16 protein-coding genes are annotated in these 22319 nt (G+C 50.7%); 8 read left to right on the top strand and 8 right to left on the bottom strand.

The window, feature by feature from the left end; all coding sequences use genetic code 11:
• Window positions 1-48: 48 nt before the first annotated feature.
• Complete coding sequence (locus M0L20_RS12260; RefSeq protein WP_248477239.1) at window positions 49-990, bottom strand: DUF8428 domain-containing protein; 942 nt, start codon at window positions 988-990, stop codon at window positions 49-51.
• 178 nt (window positions 991-1168) lie between these two features.
• Here M0L20_RS12260 and M0L20_RS12265 point away from each other — a divergent pair, with 178 nt between their 5' ends.
• The 6 genes from M0L20_RS12265 to M0L20_RS12290 all read left to right on the top strand — a co-directional run bounded on the left by M0L20_RS12265 (window position 1169) and on the right by M0L20_RS12290 (window position 7865).
• Window positions 1169-1855, top strand: coding sequence for a YggS family pyridoxal phosphate-dependent enzyme (locus M0L20_RS12265; protein ID WP_248477240.1), 687 nt, complete (start codon window positions 1169-1171; stop codon window positions 1853-1855).
• An 81-nt stretch (window positions 1856-1936) separates the two neighbouring features.
• On the top strand, window positions 1937-2314 hold the full coding sequence (locus tag M0L20_RS12270) for a DUF423 domain-containing protein (protein WP_232561259.1): 378 nt from the start codon (window positions 1937-1939) through the stop codon (window positions 2312-2314).
• A gap of 108 nt (window positions 2315-2422) precedes the next feature.
• A complete protein-coding gene (locus tag M0L20_RS12275; protein ID WP_232561260.1) occupies window positions 2423-4018 on the top strand; it encodes a peptide chain release factor 3 in 1596 nt (531 codons plus the stop codon).
• Window positions 4019-4105: 87 nt separating this feature from the next.
• Window positions 4106-4441, top strand: a complete 336-nt coding sequence (locus M0L20_RS12280) for a hypothetical protein (RefSeq protein WP_232561261.1) — start codon at window positions 4106-4108, stop codon at window positions 4439-4441.
• 103 nt (window positions 4442-4544) lie between these two features.
• Window positions 4545-4760, top strand: a complete 216-nt coding sequence (locus M0L20_RS12285; RefSeq protein WP_232561262.1) for a hypothetical protein — start codon at window positions 4545-4547, stop codon at window positions 4758-4760.
• A gap of 291 nt (window positions 4761-5051) precedes the next feature.
• Window positions 5052-7865 carry a M14 family metallopeptidase gene (locus tag M0L20_RS12290; protein ID WP_248477242.1) on the top strand — a complete coding sequence of 938 codons (2814 nt, stop codon included), beginning with the start codon at window positions 5052-5054 and terminating at the stop codon, window positions 7863-7865.
• Between the two features lie 175 nt (window positions 7866-8040).
• Here the strand turns inward: M0L20_RS12290 and M0L20_RS12295 are convergent, their stop codons facing one another.
• Both M0L20_RS12295 and M0L20_RS12300 read right to left on the bottom strand, forming a co-directional pair.
• Window positions 8041-9399, bottom strand: a complete 1359-nt coding sequence (locus M0L20_RS12295) for a RagB/SusD family nutrient uptake outer membrane protein (protein ID WP_248477243.1) — start codon at window positions 9397-9399, stop codon at window positions 8041-8043.
• A gap of 49 nt (window positions 9400-9448) precedes the next feature.
• Complete coding sequence (locus M0L20_RS12300) at window positions 9449-12544, bottom strand: SusC/RagA family TonB-linked outer membrane protein (protein WP_248477244.1); 3096 nt, start codon at window positions 12542-12544, stop codon at window positions 9449-9451.
• 296 nt (window positions 12545-12840) lie between these two features.
• Between M0L20_RS12300 and M0L20_RS12305 the strand changes: the two genes are divergently transcribed.
• Together M0L20_RS12305 and M0L20_RS12310 are read left to right on the top strand one after the other, a co-directional pair.
• Entirely contained in the window at window positions 12841-14124 is a 1284-nt protein-coding gene (locus M0L20_RS12305; protein ID WP_248477245.1) for an OmpA family protein, read from the top strand.
• A 114-nt stretch (window positions 14125-14238) separates the two neighbouring features.
• Complete coding sequence (locus tag M0L20_RS12310; protein ID WP_248477246.1) at window positions 14239-14901, top strand: endonuclease III domain-containing protein; 663 nt, start codon at window positions 14239-14241, stop codon at window positions 14899-14901.
• Between the two features lie 11 nt (window positions 14902-14912).
• On the opposite strand, the gene M0L20_RS12315 is transcribed toward M0L20_RS12310, so the two are convergent.
• The 5 genes from M0L20_RS12315 to M0L20_RS12335 all read right to left on the bottom strand — a co-directional run bounded on the left by M0L20_RS12315 (window position 14913) and on the right by M0L20_RS12335 (window position 22311).
• Window positions 14913-15461, bottom strand: coding sequence for a DUF4468 domain-containing protein (locus M0L20_RS12315; RefSeq protein WP_248477248.1), 549 nt, complete (start codon window positions 15459-15461; stop codon window positions 14913-14915).
• Between the two features lie 172 nt (window positions 15462-15633).
• Window positions 15634-16146 (bottom strand): hypothetical protein, encoded by a 513-nt coding sequence (locus tag M0L20_RS12320; protein ID WP_232561269.1) that lies wholly within the window; start codon window positions 16144-16146, stop codon window positions 15634-15636.
• Window positions 16147-16842: 696 nt separating this feature from the next.
• Window positions 16843-20025 (bottom strand): efflux RND transporter permease subunit, encoded by a 3183-nt coding sequence (locus M0L20_RS12325; protein ID WP_232561270.1) that lies wholly within the window; start codon window positions 20023-20025, stop codon window positions 16843-16845.
• A 40-nt stretch (window positions 20026-20065) separates the two neighbouring features.
• Window positions 20066-21025 (bottom strand): efflux RND transporter periplasmic adaptor subunit, encoded by a 960-nt coding sequence (locus tag M0L20_RS12330; protein WP_248477249.1) that lies wholly within the window; start codon window positions 21023-21025, stop codon window positions 20066-20068.
• A gap of 2 nt (window positions 21026-21027) precedes the next feature.
• Window positions 21028-22311 carry a TolC family protein gene (locus M0L20_RS12335; protein WP_248477250.1) on the bottom strand — a complete coding sequence of 428 codons (1284 nt, stop codon included), beginning with the start codon at window positions 22309-22311 and terminating at the stop codon, window positions 21028-21030.
• Window positions 22312-22319: the final 8 nt, after the last annotated feature.

Genomic DNA, 22319 nt, shown 5'->3' on the forward strand with positions numbered 1-22319 from the left:
CGGAATCTCTTCCGCCCCAATCGTTTGTAAGTACCTGTGCTTCGAAAATTACTTGACCGTAAAGTCGCCCTCACCAATGCGGAAACCCTCGCAGTAAATTTCAATCGTGTGGCGACCCTCGTTGAATCGCTTTCCACCCCGACCGTAAATAAAGTCAACCTGCTGGCGGCTGTTATCGAAAGTAAACCGCTGCATCGCGGTATAAATCATGCCTTCTCCGTTGTACGTAAACTCGCCGGAGCCAGTAGCCATGTCCGACACCACCGCACCGCTCGGGTCAAGAACACGCATGTACATTGTTTTTTCTTCCTGTTTCGCCAAGCCGTTGGGGGATAACCGAACCGACACCCGTATTTTATCGATGCGTTTGGCTTTGTAGCTACCACCGTCGTTTTCTTTGCCGCGCGCGTTGATGGCACTAACGGTAACGCTTTCTGCGTGCAATGCTGCCGCTATGGTCACTTTTTCGGATAGCTCCTGATTCCGGGTGGTCACCACTGCCACCGAATCACTCAACGTTTGCCGTTCGGCCTTTAGGCTCGTATTCTCCGTTGACAACGAGTCATTGCGTTGGGTCAGTAGGCCATTTTCCTGTTTTAGCCGGACGATCTCCTGGTCTTTCTGGGCCAAAAGAGCCTGGTAGTTCCGGATCTTCTGGTCATATTTTTTGCCGTCGAACGAGTTCACGTTCCGTAGTTCACGCTTATCCGTTTCCAACTGCGTTCTCACTTTCATAAGCGAATCCACATTACCACCCAGTCGTTGAATCTCGGCAATTTTGGCATCCAACTGAGCTGAAATGGAATCTAGCTTTGTTTTCGCTGCTAGCACTTCTTCGGTTTTGGCGGCAATGGTGGCGTCTTTCGTTTTGTTGTCCTGCCGTTCCTGATAATAGAAGTAGAGTAACAGAATGTTCAATGCAGCCAGAATCAGTAGGGCGGCCAGCAGGTAGCTGCGACTATTGTTTCGGGGTTGGGTTCTAGGTTCCATTGGATTCATTATTACTGAAGGGTTGCGGTTAAATCCTTTCCAAAACTATATCATCTACTCGTTTATTGTACCAAGTGGATGCTTTACGGCCAAAAACTACAGGATTTCGCGTAGTTCTCAAGCGTATCTTTGCACAATATTAATAAACGGTCCCAGTTGACCTACTTTCAGGTTATATATGATTGCTGATGCTATTCACCAAATCCAGACGGAACTAGCCGGGCGCGCTCAGTTGATAGCCGTCACCAAAACGAAGCCCATTGCGATGCTACAAGAGGCTTACGACGCGGGTTGCCGAAAGTTTGGCGAGAACAAAGTGCAGGAAATGGTTGAAAAGCAGCCGCAGCTTCCTGCCGACCTCGAATGGCATCTGATCGGCCACTTGCAAACAAACAAAACGAAGTACATCGCCCCGTTTGTGACGCTGATTCACTCGGTCGATAGTTTGAAACTGTTGCAGGAAATCAACAAGCAGGCTGCCAAATACAACCGGGTGATTGACTGCCTGCTCCAGATCTATATTGCCGACGAAGAAACCAAGTTTGGTCTTTCTGCCGACGAGGCTGAGGAACTGCTAAACGATCCGGCTTTAACGAGTCTATCGAATGTTCGGATTGTTGGCCTGATGGGGTTGGCGACCAACACGGAGGATGAAGCCCAAATTCGCCAAGAGTTTCGCGGATTGAAGCAGTTGTACGACAAGCTGGCTGCGACATCATGGCCGCACGGCAACGGTGAACGCATTCAGTTTAGCGAGCTATCGATGGGCATGAGTGGTGACTACCGCATCGCTGTGGAAGAAGGCAGTACGCTGGTTCGGGTGGGGAGCGCTATTTTTGGCGCGCGGAATGTTTCTACCCTCTGATTTTGTTTCTAGAATAGATTGACGTGTTGCTTAAAAAGTTTAGTATCTCAATCATACCGACCGCCGTCGCGATTTAACCTTATGAAATTTTTTATTCAAGCAGGTGCTGTATTGGGTTTATTGGGGGTTGCCCTTGGTGCATTTGGTGCGCATGCCCTGCGTACTATGCTGGAAGCATCCGGCCGCGCAGCAACCTTCGAGACCGCCGTGAAATACCAGTTTTATCATGCGCTGGCGCTGGTGCTGGTTGGCGTTTTGATGCAGCTGTTCGGTAGTAATCCGTCGATTGTTAAACTGCTCAACTACGCGGGTTATTCCTTTATTGGGGGTGTGTTGATTTTTTCCGGCTCCTTGTACATCCTGTGTTTTACGGGTATAACCTGGTTGGGGGCTATTACACCAATAGGTGGTGTCGCCCTGATTGCGGGTTGGGCCTTGTTGCTGTGGGCCTTTTTATAACGTATACGAAGAAGTGCACAACGCCACGGGTAGGCCGTTCTTGATTCTACCGATTGGCGCGTCAATCTTTATATATATTCGTATCTTTGTGTTCTGATTCTGAGAATAATGCAAACAAATATAAAGGCCGAAACCGCTCGTCGGCGGACGTTCGCCATCATTAGCCACCCCGATGCCGGTAAAACAACACTGACGGAAAAGCTACTGCTTTTTGGCGGAGCGATCCAGACGGCGGGGGCTGTAAAATCAAACAAAATTAAAAAGTCGGCCACCTCCGACTTTATGGAAATCGAGAAGCAACGGGGTATCTCGGTTGCTACCTCGGTGATGACATTTGAGTACGACAATCTCAAAATCAATATTCTTGATACCCCTGGTCACAAAGACTTTGCGGAAGATACCTACCGGACGCTCACTGCTGTAGACAGTGTTATTCTGGTGATCGACTGCGTAAAAGGCGTTGAGGAACAAACCGAGCGATTGATGGAAGTATGCCGGATGCGTGATACGCCGGTGATCATCTTCATCAACAAGCTTGACCGGGAAGGCCGCAACCCGTTCGATTTGCTCGATGAACTGGAAGAGAAACTAAACATTCGGGTTCGGCCCATGACCTGGCCCGTTAACATGGGCTCGGACTTCAAAGGCGTTTACAGCCTGATCGAGAAAAAGTTATATTTCTTTAAAGTCAACAAAACGAAAGTTGAAGACGACGTACTGCCCATCGAACTGGCTGATTCGTTGCTGGACCAGAAAGTGGGTGAACGGGACGCGGCTCAGCTTCGGGAAGACGTTGAACTGATTGAAGGCGTGTATGACGCTTTTGACCGGCAAGCGTATCTGGACGGTAAGCTGGCTCCGGTATTTTTCGGCTCGGCGGTCAACAACTTTGGCGTAAAAGAATTGCTGGAAGGCTTCTGCGACATTTCGCCCGAACCGATTGCTCGTCCAACCGACAAGCGGGAAGTGTTGCCCGAAGAGAAAAACTTCAGCGGCTTCGTCTTTAAAATTCACGCGAACTTAGACCCACGCCACCGCGACCGGATCGCCTTTCTGCGTATCTGTTCGGGCGTATTTGAGCGGGGTAAGTTTTACCACCATACGCGTCTGGATAAAAACGTTCGCTTTGCTTCGCCATTCAGTTTCATGGCCGATAGCAAAAGTGTCGTGGAAGAAGGCTTCCCTGGCGACGTTGTGGGACTGTACGATACGGGTACGTTCAAGATTGGCGATACGCTGACGGAAGGAGAGGAGTTGCAGTTTCAGGGTATTCCGAGCTTTTCGCCCGAAATCTTCAAAGAACTGGTCAATCTGGATCCGATGAAGTCGAAGCAGCTGGATAAAGGGATTCAGCAGTTGACCGACGAAGGGGTTGCGCAGCTGTTCACGCTTGAAATCGGTAACCGTAAAATCGTTGGAACGGTGGGTGAACTTCAGTTCGAAGTTATTCAGTACCGACTGGAAAATGAGTACGGAGCCAAGTGTCGCTGGGTACCGCTGAACTATACCAAAGCGTGCTGGATTACCGCCGAAGACCCTATTAAGCTTCGTGAATTTATCCGGTTGAAAGGTAATCAGATCGCGTTTGATAAAGATAATAATCCGGTGTTTCTGGCTGAGTCGGAATGGATGCTGCGCATGAACCAGCAAAATAATCCTGACATTCAGTTTCACCTCACGTCGGAGTTCAACGTGGCGGTGTAGTGTAAACCGTTTGCTTGGATTCTGTACTGCGTAAAAACTACCGGCAGCGGCAGCAGTTAATTGATCATCACTAGACAAACCTTACTGATGATGAATTCACTTGCAGCCGCTGCCTTTGTTTTACTGCTATCCGGTTCAGCCATAGCGCAACAACAACCGCAACAAAAATCGAAATCGTCTGGCTCAACTTCAAAAACCGGAACCAGATCATCAACGGACGCTGTCCGTTCCGATCCGTCAGCCGCTAATACCCACGACGGAACGATGGGCATATCGACAGGAACCGGAACGACAGCCGAACAAGCGCAGGTCAGTGGTGCGGGTGGTGCTCGTACGACAACGACCGATCCTACTAGTAGTGTTAAGACCAGTGCCCCCAATGTAAAGGCGAAAAAGAAAGCACCTAAATCGAGCAATCAGTGATACTGTTTGTCGGGCCGTATTGGTTTAAGCAAAGTTTAATAACCTTTTAGTCGATAGACTGTTAAGCTATCGTTGATACTATTTCACTTAGCTAACTAACACGATGAAAAAGGTAATGATGGCGGCTATCACCGCTTTGTTTTTGACGAGTGCTGCTTTTGCACAGGACGATGCTAAAATGGCGCACAAGGAAATGAAGAAAGAAGCCAAGCAAGCAAAGAAAGATGCCAAGAAAATGGGCGACGACATGAAAGCGGATTCGGCCAAAAGCATGAAGCACATGCACAAGAAGATGAAGAAAGAAGCGTCGAACCGCTAGTCTATACAGTTCATCATGAAAAAAGCCTCCCGAACATCGGGAGGCTTTTTTCATGAGAAAAGGGGTAAAGTTGAAGTCACGGTATACTAGTTTATGTCTTGTATGTAAACTTATGTAGATTGTATTTCAATAAAGATATTTATCCGTATTTTATTCTGACACAAAGATATATAATAAAATTTAATCAAGTATAATTGCTTCTTTATTAAATAAAGACAAATTCTCTCGACATCTTTTCATTGAAGGCTTCTCTGTACTTTTTCAAAACAACTACCTCTCTAAGTTAACCACATGACTCGTTACTTCTTTCGATCATTGGCTGTCCTGATGCTCAGCCTGAACATGGTCTGGGCGCAGATTCCATCGCCAAAACAGCATTTTGGCTTTGCCATCGGCGATGATTATCAGCTCGCAACGTATACCCAGACCGAAGCTTATTTCAGAAAACTGGCCTCGGCGTCGGATCGGGTTAAGCTCGTTGATATTGGTGCTACCGAAGAAGGACGGCGGCAATTGATGTTGATCGTATCGTCGCCCGCGAACCTCAAAAAGCTGAGCCGTTACAAGGAAATATCCCAGAAGTTGGCCCGTGCCGAAGGACTCAACGACGAGCAGGCGCGGGCAATGGCGCTGGAAGGAAAAGCCGTGGTCTGGATCGACGGTGGCCTTCATGCTACCGAAACGGTGGGTACGCATCAGCTGATCGAAACGGCCTACCAACTGATTAGCCGGAAAGACCCCGAAACGCTTCGCATTCTGGACGACGTTGTGATTCTGCTGACCCACGCCAATCCTGACGGGCAGGAGATCGTAACGAACTGGTACATGCGCGAAGCGAAGCCCGAAAAGCGCTCGCTGGATAATGTGCCTCGCCTATATCAGAAATACGTCGGCCACGATAACAACCGCGATTTCTTTATCATGAACATGAAAGAAACGCAGAACATTGGTCGGCAGTTGTTTGTCGAGTGGATTCCGCAGATCATGTACAACCACCACCAGAGCGGCCCGGCGGGGTCGATCCTGGCGGGGCCGCCGTACCGCGATCCGTTCAACTACGTCTTCGATCCGTTGATGGTAACGGGTATCGACGCCTTGGGCGCGGCTATGATCAACCGAATGAATGTCGAAAACAAACCCGGTTTTACACGCTTGAGTGGTTCGGTCTTTTCAACCTGGTATAACGGTGGTTTGCGCACAACGACCCACTTTCACAATATGATCGGTCTACTGACCGAAATTATTGGTGGACCGACGCCCGAAGACGTACCGCTGGTGCCAAAACGCCTGATCCCAAACGGGGCTACCCCGTTCCCGGTAACTCCGCAGAAGTGGCATTTCAAGCAGTCGATTGATTATTCCGTATCACTGAACTACGCCGTACTGAATTACGCAGCCCGGTATCGTGACGAGGTGCTGTTCAACATTTATCGGATGGGTAAAAACTCAATCGAACGGGGTAGTAAAGACACGTGGGCGCTTTCCCCCAAACGGATCGATGCCATCACGCAAGCCTACGACTCGGATCCTAAAAAAGTAGTGACGCCCACGAACGCAGCGTTGGCGCAGTACGGCTACATACCCAAAGGCGGTGGTATGCCCTTGAAATACTACGATACGATCATGAAAGCGCCCGCCTTGCGCGATCCGCGCGGGTTTATCATTCCGGCGAATCAGGCTGATTTTGCGACGGCGGTGAAGTTTGTCAACGCGTTGATCAAAACGGGGATTCAGGTACAGCAGGCCACGGGCGATTTCACCGTTGCCGGTAAGAAATATCCCGCTGGTTCGTACGTGGTTAAATCCGATCAGGCCTTCCGCCCGCACCTGTTGGACATGTTCGAGCCACAAGATCACCCCAACGATTTTCAGTATCCAGGCGGTCCGCCGGTTCGTCCGTACGACGCGGCAGGCTGGACACTGGCTTATCTGATGAACGTGCAGTTTGACCGGATTCTGGATGCGTTTGATGGTCCTTTCAAGAAATTGCCGTATGGCGAGCTACAATCGCCGGAAGGACACCTGGCCGGAACGGCGGGCGAAGGGTATCTGCTGAGTGCACGTGCCAACAACTCGTTTATTGCGGTCAACGATCTGCTGGCGTCGGGTGTGGAAGTGTTTCGGTTACCGAACGGAACCGGTCTGCAACCGTCGGGCGAGTCGGGTGCGTTTTACGTTCCGGCTTCGGCGAAAGCTAAATCGTTGCTCGATAAGTCGGTCAAGGATCTGGGCATCGACGTTGTCGGACTGGCGAAGCGACCAACGACAACTATGACGAAAATGACGCCCATGCGCATTGCCTTGTGGGATACGTACGGCGGATCGATGCCTTCGGGCTGGGTGCGCTGGCTGATGGAGCAGTATCACTTCCCGATGAAAGTGATTTACGCGCAGGACATCGACGCGGGCGAGCTACGAAAAAAGTACGACGTCATCGTATTCGTTACGCGGGCTATTCCATCGACCAATACCAAAGAAGTTGACCTCTACAGCCTGTTTGGGTCGGAGCCAAAAACCGAAACCACGCCTGCGGAGTATCGACCCTGGTTAGGAAAAATTACAGCTGATAAGTCAGTTCCGCAGTTGAAGACATTCTTGGAAAACGGCGGTACGGTGGTAACCATCGGGTCAAGTACGAATCTGGCCTATCATTTGAAGTTGCCCGTCAAGAGTGCTCTAACCGAGATGACGAATACAGGCGTAGAGAAACCACTGCCGGGCGAGAAGTATTACATTCCGGGTAGCGTATTGCAGATGAACGTCGATTCGACGCAACAGGCAACCTGGGGCTTACCAACCTTGACGGATGTGTATTTCGATGCAAGTCCGGTCTTTAAAGTGGCTCCCGAAGCCATTGCCAGCGGCAAAGTAAAACCGCTAGCCTGGTTCTCAACGAACAAGCCCTTGCGCAGCGGTTGGGCTTGGGGACAATCGTATTTGCAGGATGGCATAGCCGCTTTTGTTGCTCCCATCGGCTCGGGTAAACTGTACGCCTTTGGGCCTGAGATTACATTCCGCGCACAGTCGCACGGAACGTTCAAGCTATTGTTTAATCAACTGTATGTTACTGGTCCGGCTTCTGTAGCCGCTACGAGTGGTAATTGATAGAATAAACTAGGGTTTACAAACAAAAATGGAGCTATCAGATAGTGATAGCTCCATTTTTGTTTGGGGAAATTTGAGTAGGTTCCTTATGGTGGTGTCGGTTTCTCAAAACCGACACCACTCACTATGATATTTGCACTACTTGCACCTACTGCGTCACAGATGTATTACCGGATCAGTTATACCCCGGATTCTGTACTAACGCTTTGTTCGTGTCGATTTCCCGTTGTGGGATCGGTAAGACCAGATTGTTCGCGTTATAAGCCGTTGTCCCAACCGTACCGCCTGTCCGCTTGATATCCGCAATTTGTTGACCTTCAAATGCTAATTCCAACCGGCGTTCGAGCAAAATAGCTGCCAGATCAACCGTCGTCAGCGGGGTAGCTTTGGCGCGGTTACGGATCAGGTTAATGTCGGCCAGCGGTGTCGCCCCGACAGCTGTATTCAGTCGCAGGTTCGTTTCAGCGCGGGTCAGGTACATCTCCGCCAGGCGCACGACAGGAACGTCGCCATACAGGTCATTGAACTTGCTGGTAAACGTGTTCTGGTTAGCCGTGCTGAAGAACGAGCCACGCACATCGTTCGCTTCGTACAATTGGCGGAATTTGGGCTGCACCCGTACATCTCCCCGGCCCTGATTCGGTACTGATGCGTAAAACGTGTTTAGGTCGTTCGTACCATCCTGATCGGTTACGATAATCCGGAAAATAGTTTCGGGCGATGCGTCGGTAAAAGCGTCCGCAAAGGTACTGGCCAGCGAATAGGTACCGGATGTGATTACCCGGTTCGCGGCATCGCGCGCGGATGCAAAATTCTGCTGCTGAAGATACACACGAGCTAATATAGCCGCAGCGGCATCTTTAGTGGCAAAACCGCTACTGACCGCGCTACCATACGACTGGGTTTGCGGCAACAGGCTTTCGGCTTTGGTCAGATCGTCCAGTACCTGGGTATATACTTCGGCTACCGTATTGCGCGCCCGAGAATCAGCGTCTGTAACAACGCTGGTAGGGGTCAGTACCAGTGGTACGCCGGGGTTGGCTGTTGGCGTACCGTCATTCCAGCTCTTAGCGAAGGCCTTTACCAACTCGAAATACAAAGCTCCGCGGATGAAGCGAGCCTGTCCTTCAATGTTATTGCGATTCGCCTGACTGACTTTATCAAGCGCCGACAATACATTGTTGGCCCGGTTAATGGCGTTGTAACCATCCAGCCAGAAATCCCGCGTAACTGTGTTTGAAGTCGTTACCGTTTTACGCCAGATTTCGTCAAGCGTAGAGTATGTACCACCAAAAACGACGTCGCGGTTGTCGCCGGTTAGATCGCCGATGTATTGAATGCCACCGCCGTACAGGTTTACGTCGCTCAAGCCATCATAGGCACCTACGAGTGTAATTCGTACGTCCTGTTCGGTATTCAACGCCTGACTCTGCTCAACACTCTGGGTGGGTTCGACATTCAGGCGATTACCACAAGCCGTGACCAGAAAGCTAACGGCCCCAGCGAACAACCAGTGTTTTATGTATGTATTCATAGAAAGAAATTCGTAGGAAAAGTGATTGTATCCGTTGCGATGTACCCGATTAGAAACCGATGTTGATACCACCCGTGATCGTACGTGCCTGCGGAGCCGTGTAGAAATCATAACCCTGGGCAATGTTCGAAACGGCGTAGTCTGTATTGACCTCAGGGTCCCAACCCGCATACTTGGTGAACGTTAGCAGGTTCTGGCCGGTTACGAACACACGTACCGTGTTCAGCTTCGCCCGGTTGACAAGCAGCTTGGGCAGGTTGTACGACAAGGTAACCGTGCGTAACCGAACGAATGAACCATCGAGCACGAAACGACTCGAAGGCTGAGCGCCATTGTTGTAAAACAAGCGGGCTTCCGGTACGTTGGTATTCGGATTTTCCGGGGTCCAGGCGGCCAACTGGTTCACCGTCTGGTTATCTTCGAATCGGCCATTTGCCGACGAAAAGCGTCCTACACCGTAGAAGTTCAGCTTGTTACCAAACACACCGTTGAAGAAAACACTCAGGCTGATACCCTTATAGCTAAACGTGTTGGTGACACCACCCGTCCAGGTTGGGAGTGGGCTACCAACTACTACGCGTTGTGCCTGACTGTACACGTTCGTTGTTGACCGATCCAGGCTGCCGTCAGGATTTGGCGTATTCTTGTACCAAAGCGCATCACCCTTAGCTGGATCAACACCGGCATACTCTTGTGTAAAGAACACACCGAGCGGTTGCCCTTCAACGGCACGGCTCATGGCGTTAAGACCGCCTTCGATGATCTGACTTTGTAGATTCGTAATCTTATTCTGATTCGTTGCGGCATTCAGACTTGTGGTCCAGCGGAAAGCACCCGTCAGGTTTTCCGTGTTCAACACAAACTCAAAGCCTTTATTTTGCAGATTACCGACGTTTTTGAACTGGGTAGCAAACCCGGTTGTACCCGGTACGTTGACGTTCAGCAGCAGACCCGACGTTTGTTTGTTATAATAGTCGATTTCGCCATTGATGCGATTATTCAGAATACCGAAGTCGATACCGATGTCGAATTGATCGGTAGTTTCCCACTTCAGATCAGGGTTGGCCAACTGGAATGGGCGCTGACCGGGCTGTGCGCCATAGCTGGCGTCACCCGTGAACAGACCTAACTGGGGGAAGTTTTGCAGCGATACGTTCCCCGCTGTCTGGATATCGGCGTTCCCCGTCCGGCCATAGCTCGACCGCAGTTTCAGGAAGCTGATGGCGCGATTATTTTTCAGAAAGCTTTCTTCCGACAATACCCAGCCTGCCGATACCGCCGGGAAGAAACCGTAACGGCTGTTCCGACCGAAACGCGACGATCCATCGATCCGGGCGCTGACGCCTACCAGATAACGATCCGAAAACTTGTAGTTGGCACGGGCAAAATACGACAGAAAGCGGAAATCCGACTGAGTCGAGCTACCATCCGTTTTCCGGGCGGCACTGGCGATCTGGCGGTACGCATCCGAGGGAAAGTCACGTCCTTCTGTATAGTTGGTCTTCTGTTGCGACTGTTGGTACGACATCCCGACGGTAGCGTCGATGTTGTGGCGACCGAACAACGTGTTGTACGAGAAGAAGTTGTTCGTATTGTAGTTCTCAACACGAACGTAACGGTTCCGACCGTAGCCTAGCGGAGCGCTAAAGTTCCGTTGTGTTTTGCTGTTGTAATACAGTTCTTCCTGCTGATTGAGGACGTCAACGCCGAATTCAGAGCGGAACGATAAGCCTTTGGCAATGTTCAGCTGACCGTACACATTACTGATATTCCGGTAAACCGTCGTGTTGAAATACGAGTTGCCGATGTTGATCAGCGGGTTATAATAAACCGGAATGCTGATGTCACCAGGCGGAGTACCAACCGGAAGTCCTGTTTGTGGGTCGTTGGCGGGTGTCATTGGGGGCAACGCAACCATCTGCATCGGGTTGTCGAACTGGTTGTCAGCCGAAAGACGCTCGTTGTAGGTGCGTGTCAGGCCCATGTTCAGGCCAACCCGGAACCGGCTCGATACCTGGTGATCGAGGTTCAGGCGACCGGCATACCGTTTGATGGCATTGCCAATCAGAATTCCTTTCTGATCCAGCAACTGACCTGATAGATAGAACGTCGTTTTCTCGTTACCGCCGTTTATGTTCAGGTCGTACTGCTGATAGGGGGCATCCTGATAAGCCAGATCACCCCAGTTGGTGCTTACCTGATTCGGCGTTCCGTACGTACCCAGCCCCTGCGTTTCGTAGAAGCTTTTCATATACGACGTGTTTGATGACGGATCGCTTGGGTCAAGACCGTCCAGGCGGTCAGCGTTGGCCGCTGCCTTGTTGTAAAAATTGACGTACTGCTCCGTATTCAGAAACTCGAGTTTGCGCGTTGGTTTGCTGGAACCGTATTGCGCGCCGAAATTGATGTTGGTCCGGCCCGCTTTCCCTTTCTTGGTGGTAATCAGTACGACACCATTGGCGGCCCGCGCTCCGTAAATGGCACCCGCCGACGCGTCTTTCAGAATATCAACTGATTCAATATCCTGCGGGTTAATATCGGCCAGTGGGTTGGTCGAGCCGCTGTTGATACTCAGGTTATCCGTAGTAACCGGAATACCATCGACAATGTAAAGTGGCTGGTTCGACGCCGATACCGACGACTGACCCCGTACCCGTACCTGAATACCCTGCCCCAGTTTACCCGAACCGGCGTTGATCTGTACACCGGCTGCTTTTCCCTGAAGCGCCTGATCGAAGGTAGTAACGGGCTGATCCTGAATGTCAGCGGCTTTGACTTTGGCGATGTTACCCGTAAGATCACGCTTGATCTGCTGACCATAGCCCGTGACCACTACTTCGCTCAAATTGCGAACATCGGTCTGCAAGGTTATGTTGATCACCGATCGATTGTTGACGCGTTCTTCGACCGATGTAAAGCCGATGAAGCTATAAACAAGCGTAACGTCTCCGCTAACCGACAGGCGATAATTACCCGAGGCATCGGTCAAGGTACCCTGTGTCTGTCCTTTTACGCTGACGGACACTCCCGGCAAGCCCGACCCATCATCGGAGGAGGTGACTCGGCCCGAAACAACCTGACCCTGTGCAAAGCTGCTCCAAGTTGCGACAAGCATCAGAAGGCTAATCAAGAAGAGTTTCTTCATATTCTTTGTGCTGAAATTTGAAAATAACCGTAAAAGTACAACGCAATGATAAAATTTGGAATAATAAACTTACAACATAGAATCATTATAAGTTGTGATTCGAAATATTCATTGGAAAAATAATATGTGTACAGAATAAAACACCTTTCAAGAGTGCCTAATAGGATAAAGTAAGATAATTATAGTTTTAATTATATTTTTGATCAAATTATCACTTAACTCATAGAAAAATTAAACCATAAACTACTCGGCAGCATCAAACGTTTATTAGGTATAAATTCCTGTAAACAACGAACATGAACCGCCGATTACGTTTACTCCTTGTCTTGTTGCTGGCTGCGTCAGGCTTGCGGGCGCAGGTTCAATACACCACCGAAAATCCGCGCATCGATGACATTAACGACCGCGACGTGTCGATCCAGCGCGTAGAACTGACTGCGCAGTATACGATCATCTACATGAAATTCGTATCCAGCGAACGCGGTTCGTCACGACGAAGCTTTCCTTTTTCAATTCCAATGCCGAATGGGCGTGGGCAACAGATGGAGTCGACAAACAACATTGGTTTTCAGCCAACGTCGCGTTTGTACGTCAATCAGGGCGAGCGGTCGTATAAATTCGTGCGGGCCGAAAATATTCCGCTCGAAACAAGGCGACAAGTTCAGCCGGGAGAACGCGTTGACTTTGTCGCTTATTTTGAACGAATTGATCCCGGCTACACAACGTTCGACTTATTTGAATGCCGGGATGGAGGGGGCTATATCTGCTTTAATTTCTGGGGCGTCCATATCATCAACCCGCTTAAGAAAACATATTCGCAGCGTACCCCAAAACCACAGGTACAGCCAAGAGCGCAGCAACCCCGTTATATACCGCGCACGTCGCCGGGGGTAAGCCCACCCGCTTCAACACCGCCCGTTACACCGCCTAAAGCCGAACCAGCACCCGCGCCGGCAGCTGTGGCCATTAACGGGATTACGCGTGATGCCAAAACCAAAGCGCTTTTAGGAGCAACCATTACCTACCGGCTAATTTCGGGAGCCGAATCTGTCGGTGATGGCCCTGCCGATTCGGTACGCAGCAACAAGTCAACCGGCGCGTATACCATTCCAATTACCCAGCGAGGAGTTTATGCTGTAACCGCTTCGGCGAAAGGCTATTTCAGTCAGAGCGACACGCTGGCGACAAACCGTGTTGCGCTCAATCGTAATTTCGATTTGGTACCCATTGAAGCTGGAGCCACGATCACGCTTAAAAACATTTATTTCAACGTTTCTAAGTTTGATCTTCAGCCGGAATCGTACCCCGAACTGGATCGGCTCGTGACCGTCATGCGGCAGAACTCGACGATGACGATCCGGCTTGAGGGGCATACGGATACCGTCGGCGATTTTGACGCCAATGTTGAACTATCCCGAAACCGGGTCAATGAAGTGAAACGGTATCTGGTTTCGAAAGGAATAGATGCCGGGCGGATCGACACGGTTGGTTACGGACCGTCGCGACCCATTAATACCAATAAAAGCTTAAAAGAACGACCCGAAAACCGACGCGTAGAAATGGTGATCATTAAGGTGTAAAAACCTTGCTGTAAAACTTTGGGTTAGATTGCTTACGTCCGTTCAGTAATGGCCAACACCGATTGGGTGTGTGAGCTAACCCGACTGGCGTAAGCAACAACCGAAAGCTAGTCCATGAAACCTAACTTTGACCTCAACGTCGTTCTTGATCGTATCGAAGAGGCTGTTCGTCCCTATCCCAAAGCGGCTATGTTCGATTTGTTCGAACGTGGGTACAACACACTCTTTGAGCAGTTGATTTCCTGCATCGTATCCATCCGGACGCTCGACGAGACGACTATCCCCGTCTCGCTACGACTTTTCGACGTAGCCCGTACCCCGGAACAACTGCTGGCACTCGATATACCGACGCTTACAGATCTTCTGTATGGTACAACGTACCCCGACCAGAAGGCGTATACGATGCGTGGCATTGCCGAGCGTGTGGTCAACGAATTTGGCGGCAAACTACCCGCTGATTATACTACACTGACCTCGTTGAAAGGGGTTGGTCCGAAATGCGCAAATCTGGCGCTTGGCGTCGCAACGGGACAAGCCGCCATCAGCGTTGATGTGCACGTGCATCGGGTCGTTAACCGCTGGGGCTTTGTGCGGACCAAGCAGCCTGAACAGACATTGAAAGTACTGGAAACACAGGTGCCTCGCGAGCAGTGGGTAAACATCAATCGTCTGCTCATGCCGTTTGGTAAGCACATCTGCACGGGTACGCTTCCTCATTGTTCAACCTGCCCGGTAGTAGAGTTCTGCGAGCAGGTTGGCGTCGATCGGCATCGATAAGTACGTGCGGGCTACTCGGCTTTTTTGGTGCCCCAGGAGGTCATGTTTTCTTTCAGGCTGGCTAGGGTAGCGCGGCAGTCTTTGTCGAGCTCTCTGTACAACTCAGCCTGCTGGGCTACCGCCTGATTGATCACGCTGGTGTTCTTGGCTTTATTGTCAGCCGTTCGGCCCAGGTCTGTTGCTGTCGGGCTAGTCGGCTGAACGGGTAACGAAAGCCCTTTACTTTCCGTAATCAAATCCGTGATGGTCGCCCGGTAACGACCAAATTTGGCTTCAATGGTAAGCGTGTAGCGTATCACCTGGTCCTGAATGCGATAAGCGGACTTTACAAACACGATGTTATGCTCCTGGTCGAACTGTTGCTCGGCGTCGCTTTCGTTCGGAAACTCTGTATCGAGCCACGCGCGCGCTTGAAGGATAATCTGGCGGGCCGGGCGTGTGGCGTCAGGTAGGCGCACTAGTTCCTGGTATTGTACCTGCCCGATTTCGTTGGTTGGTAGCTTAACCTGAGCCAGTACGTTAACGGAAAATAGCAAGAGAAATGGTATCAGAGCTTTCATAGTCAGCAAGGCCGATTTAATCACATCCTGACCGGCCGAATACGCCTGAATGGCTACCTGTCAGGATGGATAAGTTCGCTATAGTTCTTTAGTCAGAAGTTTATGGCTTCGACTGGACAAAGATACAGCTTACCGGCGGTTTGCTGCCTGCTATTTATGCTGCCGTTCCTGATTAAATTGTCCGTGTTTCGTCGTCTACTGCAAGGCCCTGTTCGATCAGTCCTTCCAGATCAAAGGCTTGCTTTTCAAGGTAAGTTACTATCGAACGGGCGTTTATACGCGCGGGGCCAACCCGGTAGCCACTGTCTTTGCTTGAGGCCACTACACCTTTTGCCGTGATAATAAGCGTTATCGGATCGGCGTATAGTTCAATATAATCATTACCCCGCGTTACTGATAGGTCCGCATCTTCTTCCAGTGCGTAGGCCAATTTGAAGCAGTCAAGCGCTTCTTCATTGGTGATGGTTACCAGTTTTCGTAGTACCGGACGGACCTGCTCAGGCGACAATTCGTGCTCCGTGCGGCTTCCCTCGTAGCAAACTTTTACCTCATCGTTGGATATGTTCACGGCCACTAGTTTAGCGTTACGGTTGGGGGCATCTGTACCTTCAACCAGTACCTGTACGCGGGCGCCTAAGTAGCGAGCCAGCTCCAGCGCTGTTAAACCAGTAGTTCGTGTCTTCATTGTACGTTTTGGGTGATGTGTTGATACTTGGTCAGAAAGGATCATTTGTAATACATCGGTTAAACAAAGCTAACACTTTAATATATTCCGAACTCAAGAAGAATACTAAATAAAATGAGTAGCCTGGATTGGTAATCAAAGTGTTTACATAATCCATATACTTCATATAAGAAGTAGTCTAACTTGCTATTGTTCGTAAAGGTCTGGCTGATTACGCTGGTTTACAGTACCCGCATTACGGGTTACGACAGGGCAGATAATCAGCTAAAACCGCTCAATAGCTTGAGTTGCTTCTGAAAGAATCAAATTCTATACCAAAAAGGGGGATTGGATTTGTTTGCCAGTAAAGATTTTAGCTATGTATCTATATTCGAAAATATGGCTACGCTGGTTGTTTACGGATCATTTTTAGGCGTAATGTTTATATAATCGACTTGGTAAATTATGTAAATGAATATAGTGAAATAATTTCATATATAAAGCTGAAAATTTTTGAAATCTGGTGGTAGCAAGTATTCAGCCAGAATCAAGAAATGGCCCGCGTGCCAGACAATTCCCTATAAAGTGGTTAAGTTACTGATAGAGTATAAACAAACCGGCCTGACTAGCTAATCCGATACCGTCAATCAGACTGGCTAATCAGGCCGGTTTGTTTACTGCCGTCATTTGTTTGTCAGCGACGGCACGGCATAGCGCTTATAGTTCAGTTCCTTCTTCAATCGGCTCCGGTATGTGTTTACCGGTAGAGTCCAGCGCAGTTGGCCGTGGCCGACGACGATTGACCAGGTAAAAAAGCGGAGGGATAATCAAAGGTGTAAGCACTAGCGTCGTTGTTAGGCCACCAATAATCACTGTAGCCAGCGGACGCTGTACATCGGAGCCAATACCGCTTGAAATAGCCGCCGGTACAAGACCAATGATGGCTACCACCATAATCGCCATGATTGCCCGGAATTGCTCCTGGGCCGTTTCGATCGTAATGTCAAGCAGCGGTTTCTGACTAGCCAGCAGGTTTCGATTCAGGGCTGATACGAGTAACACACCCGCCATCACGGATATACCAAAAATAGACACAAAGCCAACCCCCGCCGAAACGTTGAAATTGTAGCCCCGTAGCAACAACGCACCAATGCCACCCGCCAGGGCAAAAAGTAGGCAGGTTAAGGTAAGCAGCGTATCGCGTACGTTGCCGTAGAGCATAAAGAGAAATAAGAATACGACCACAATGGTCAGGGGAATCGAAATACTTAGTTGACCACCCGCCCGTTCGAGGTTTTCGTACTGACCGCCGTAGATAACGCTGTATCCTTCGGGAATCTTGACGTGCTGACTAACTTTTTGACTGATTTCCTTGACAAAGCCGCCCTGGTCGCGACCTCGAATGTTGGTACGTACCGTAATCATACGCTTGCCGTTGATGCGGTAAATGTTTGTCTGCCCCTGCACGTACCGGATATCGGCTAGTTCGTTCATCGGAATCAAAGCGCCCGTGGCGGAGGGAACTTGTAATTGCCGAACGGCGTCGATGCTGCCTCGACTTTCGGGCGTAAAACGAACCATAATATCGTAACGCTTGGCTTCGTCGTAAATCGTGCCGACGGCTTTACCCCCGATAGCGGCTTCGATCATATTCTCAATTTCGGACACGTTGATTCCGTAACGGGCGGCTGCCGGACGGTTGATCGTGATAGCGAGCTGGTCCTGCGGTCCTTCCTGTTCGATATTTACCGAAACCGCTCCGTTCATGCCCCGCACGAGTGCCGCAATGCTGTCGGCTTTGGCGCGCATAAGCGTTAGGTCGTTGCCGACGACCGATATGGCTAAATCTGCCGCGCTTCCCGTTACGATTTCCATCACCTGATCGATAATCGGTTGGCCCGACGAAAAGAAGGCACCCGGAAAGGCTTCCTGTAATTCGTTTTGCATCAGCCGCACAATTTCTTTCTTGGAAATGCTGTCCGACCAGGTACTGTAATCCTTTAAACCAACCAGAATTTCGGTTCGGTCGGAGGGGAAGGGGTCGGTTCCGTCGTCGTTGCGCCCTGACTGTGTAATGACGAAGCTAACCGGCTTGTATTTGGCAATGATATCGCGGATTTTGGGCGCGATCTTGGCGTTTTCCTGAATCGTAATGCCTGATGGCATAAAAGCCCGCATAAAAATGGAGCCTTCATCGAGTTCCGGCAGAAATTCGGTTCCCAGCTTAAGACCAAAGCCAATCATAACCAGTACGATTGCCAGACCCGCACCTACGACGAACCGAGGGAATCGGAACAAGGTCGAGTGGAGCAACCACTGGTACCCTTTTTCCAACGGCGACAGCAAGAAGTTTTTGTGTTCTTTGAGTGGTTTGCCGTCAGGAGCGAGGGCTTTACGAAACGCAAATGAAATCAGTACCGGGATAACCGTTAGTGCGCAAATTAATGAACCGATAACGGCAAACGACAAGGTCAAGGCCATTGGGCTAAAGAGCTTGCCCTCCACCCGCTGCATCAACAGAATTGGCATGTAGGCCAGGATGATGATCGTAACTGAAAAGAAGATCTCGCGGGCTACCTCACCGGCAGATCGGGCCGTAACGTTGACGATGCCCTGGTTGCGTTCGGCGGGTCCTGATGACCGATACCTACGGATGAGGTGTTCGGCCATGACGCTGGCTCCGTCCACGATGATACCAAAGTCAATCGCGCCCAACGACAACAGGTTAGCCGGAATACCCACCAGCTTCATCAGGATAAAGGCAAATAGAAGCGAAAACGGTATCGTGACCGTAACGACCAGGGCCGCTCGTAGACTGCCCAAAAACAGCACCAGCAGGATCACAACAATCGAGATGCCTTCGATAAGCGTATGGGCAACGGTTTCGAGCGAGTGATCGATCAAAAAGCCCCGGTCGTAAAGAACCCGCAGGTGAACACCCTTCGGTAATTCGTTGGCTTCGAGATCCGCAATTTTAGCCTTGAGCAGTTCGAGTACTTCACTTGGGTTTTCACCCCGGCGCAGCAGCACGATGCCCTCGGTAGAACCAACCTCATCCAGATGCTCGTCGGGAATCCGATAACCCAGAATACCCGACGGCGAAGGAGGATTGATCTCGACGCTGGCCACATCACGGACAAGCACGGGTACGCCTTCGTTCGTTTTTAGGACGATATTCTGAATGTCTTCCGGTGATTTCAATGCGCCCAACCCGCGAACGGCAAAACCTTGTCCTCCTCGAGCAATGATATTTCCTCCCGTATTCTGATTGTTATTCTGAACAGCCGCGATGACTTCCTGCAAGGTCAGGCTGTACTTGCGAAGCTTGGCCGGATCGGGAATGACCTGATACTGCTTGATAGGTCCGCCAAAAGTTGTCACGTCTGCCAGACCCGGTACCTGCAACAACTGCGGAATAATCGTCCAGTCCTGCAAATCGCGCAATTGCATGGGGGTTATGCTCGACGGTGCTTCGATAACGTACCGGTAGATCTCACCAACCGCCGTCGTCAGCGGAGCCAGTTCGGGTTCGACACCTTCGGGAAGCTGCGCTCCGCTCAACCGTTCGATAATCTGCTGACGGGCAAAGTAATCGGTAACGGTTTCGTCGAAATTCAACTGAACGACTGACAAACCAAAGATCGTCCGGGAGCGCCGGTCCGTTACGTGCGGCACGTTGTTGAGTACCCGCTCGATGGGAATCGTCACCTGCTGTTCGACTTCCTCGGCGGCCCGACCGTCGTATTTGGCGATGATAATAACGTTGGTGTCGGCAATATCGGGGTAGGCTTCGATCTTGAGAAGTTTGAAGCACCATAACCCCAATCCCATTAGCGCAATAGCCAGACCGACTACGGCCCAGCGATTTTTCAGGGAAAATGTTATTAGTTTCTGAATCATGTATACAGACCGGGGCTAACTCCAGAAGCTGGCCCCGTTGTTAATAGCCAAAACTTAAGCCTTTCAATTGTAGCGTATTGACGACGACAACCGACTCATTCTCGCGTAAACCGCCAAGAACAACGATCCGGTCATTGCGTTGCTGACCGAGCTGTACTGCCCGACGTTCAATCGCCTGCGGACCGGTTTGTACAAAGACGTAATCGCGGCCCTGCACCGTCACGACGGCATCGCGTGAGACAGTCATAAACTTGCCTTCCGTTACGCCAAAGCCTACCGTGGCAAACATGCCCGCCTTGAGCCGTCCGTCGGGGTTGGGTACCGAAATGCGCAGCTTGATCTGTCGGGTCGTGTTATCGACATAGTCGTTGACGTTATCGATACGGCCCGCAAACCGCTCGTTGGGGAACGATGTGAAATTAAGCGTACAGGGCAGCCCTTTCGTGATGGCGCCAAACTGGTTTTCCGGAATTTCACAAACCACCAGAATCGTGTTGGGTCGAGCGCGTCTTAACTCTTCGGGGTCGAAACCCGCTAACTTAAGCGTCGCTTCATCCGATATAATGGCCGCTTCTTCGTTGGCGAGTTGCGTTTGGGCTTCGATCACTTCCTTGCCCGATGCCGCACCGTGAGCCTGCAAATCTTTTACCCGTTCAAGGTTACCCCGCTCGGTCTGAATATTAATCCGGTGTTGCAGAATGGCGGTGTAGTTGTTGGACAGGCTCGGATCATCAAATAATACGAGCCGTTCTGCCGGGTTTTCGCTCGACTTCAGGACCATCGCGGCTACATGTCCCGGTGCCGCAAAGTCGGTCCGGATGGTTTCTGAGCGGGTCGGTTGTGTCGTGAACGAGCGCATCATGACCGTATTCGGAAACGCTATGCGGTTGCCGTCGGGGCTGACCGTAGGGCGCGGAATCGAGTTAGCAACTGGTTTAGGCTTATCCTTGCAGCCCGCGATTGCTAGAAAGGTGAAGAAAAATAGGGGATAGAGCTTCATGGTCAGTACGAGTTGATCTGGCCGGTTGCATACAGCAATCGAACGTAATTTTGACGGTAGGTGTAGAGCGTTTCGTAGTAAGCGGTTTGCGTGTCGAACCAGGCCGTTTGCGCTTGCAGCAAGTCAATCAAAGTAGTTGCTCCCCGCAGATACGCGTAGCGCACCGAAGCCAGCACCTGATCGGCGTCGCGCCGGATGCCGGTGTAGCGATCAACGTTCTGGCGGCTGGTCATAAAAGACTGGTAGGCCGTTTGCACTTCCGCCTGGATGCGAGCCTGAACAAAAGCGGCTTGCTGACCGGCCTGCTCCTGCAACACCCGCGACTTCTGAATCTCACCCTGATTTCGGCTGTACACCGGTAGTTCCAGCGTAATGAAAACACCGGCGTAGGGTATTGCATTTTGCGGGTTCCAGATAAAACCCGCTTCGTTGCGGGGCTTCGCCAGCACTTGCTGTAAATCCACGTTGCGCCGGGCCGTTTCAAGATTGGCTTCCGCTACTCTCACGTCCGAGCGCGTAGTAGCCGCCAGGTGGAGCAGACTATCAGCGCTCGCGATCACCGTCGGGTAGAGCTTAAGCGGATTAAAAACGGTTGCGCTGACAATAGAATCATTCATCGCCACGCTTACGCTGTCGGTTGTTCCCAAGATCAGCCGCAGTTCGTTCAGGCGGTTGCGGAGTTCCTGCTGGGCGGTACGAGTCTGAAGGTCATATTGATCCGAAATCAGTTGTGTACGGGTCAGATCCGTATTGCTGATAACCAGATTTTTCAGCCGTACCTTATTTAACTGAACAAGCGTATCGACGTTTGACTTAGCGCGTTGCAACAGCGAAAGCTGAATACGGGCGTACCAGGCGTCCAGAAAGCGGTTGGCCGCATCGAAGAGCAGATTACGTTCGGTTTCGTCCACGCTCCGGGTTGCCAAGGCGGTATTGGCTTCGGCAAAACGGCTTCGATAGAGACGCTTGTTGTGAATATCAAACTCTTTGGTAGCCTGAAGCCAGAACTGCCGTCGTTGCCGACTAAACGGTCCTACCGCTTCAGCGCCGGGCGTTGGCGTGAGTTGAATCAGGGTCTGGTTGTTCAGAACTGGGTTAGGACGCAGATTGGCCGTTACCTGGTCGGCCTGAGCCGCATTGATATTTAGCCGCTCAACGCGCAAGGCTGGGCTGTTCGTACGAACTTGCTGTAGAGCCTGGCGTAACGTCAAAGGCGTCTGAGCCGAAGCTGCTACGCTTAGGAAACTCAGCCACAACAGATAATGGATAACGTTTTTTGGAAGCATTCGATCAA

This window comes from Spirosoma liriopis (assembly GCF_023196085.1).
In the GTDB taxonomy this organism is placed as follows: Bacteria; Bacteroidota; Bacteroidia; order Cytophagales; family Spirosomataceae; genus Spirosoma; species Spirosoma oryzicola.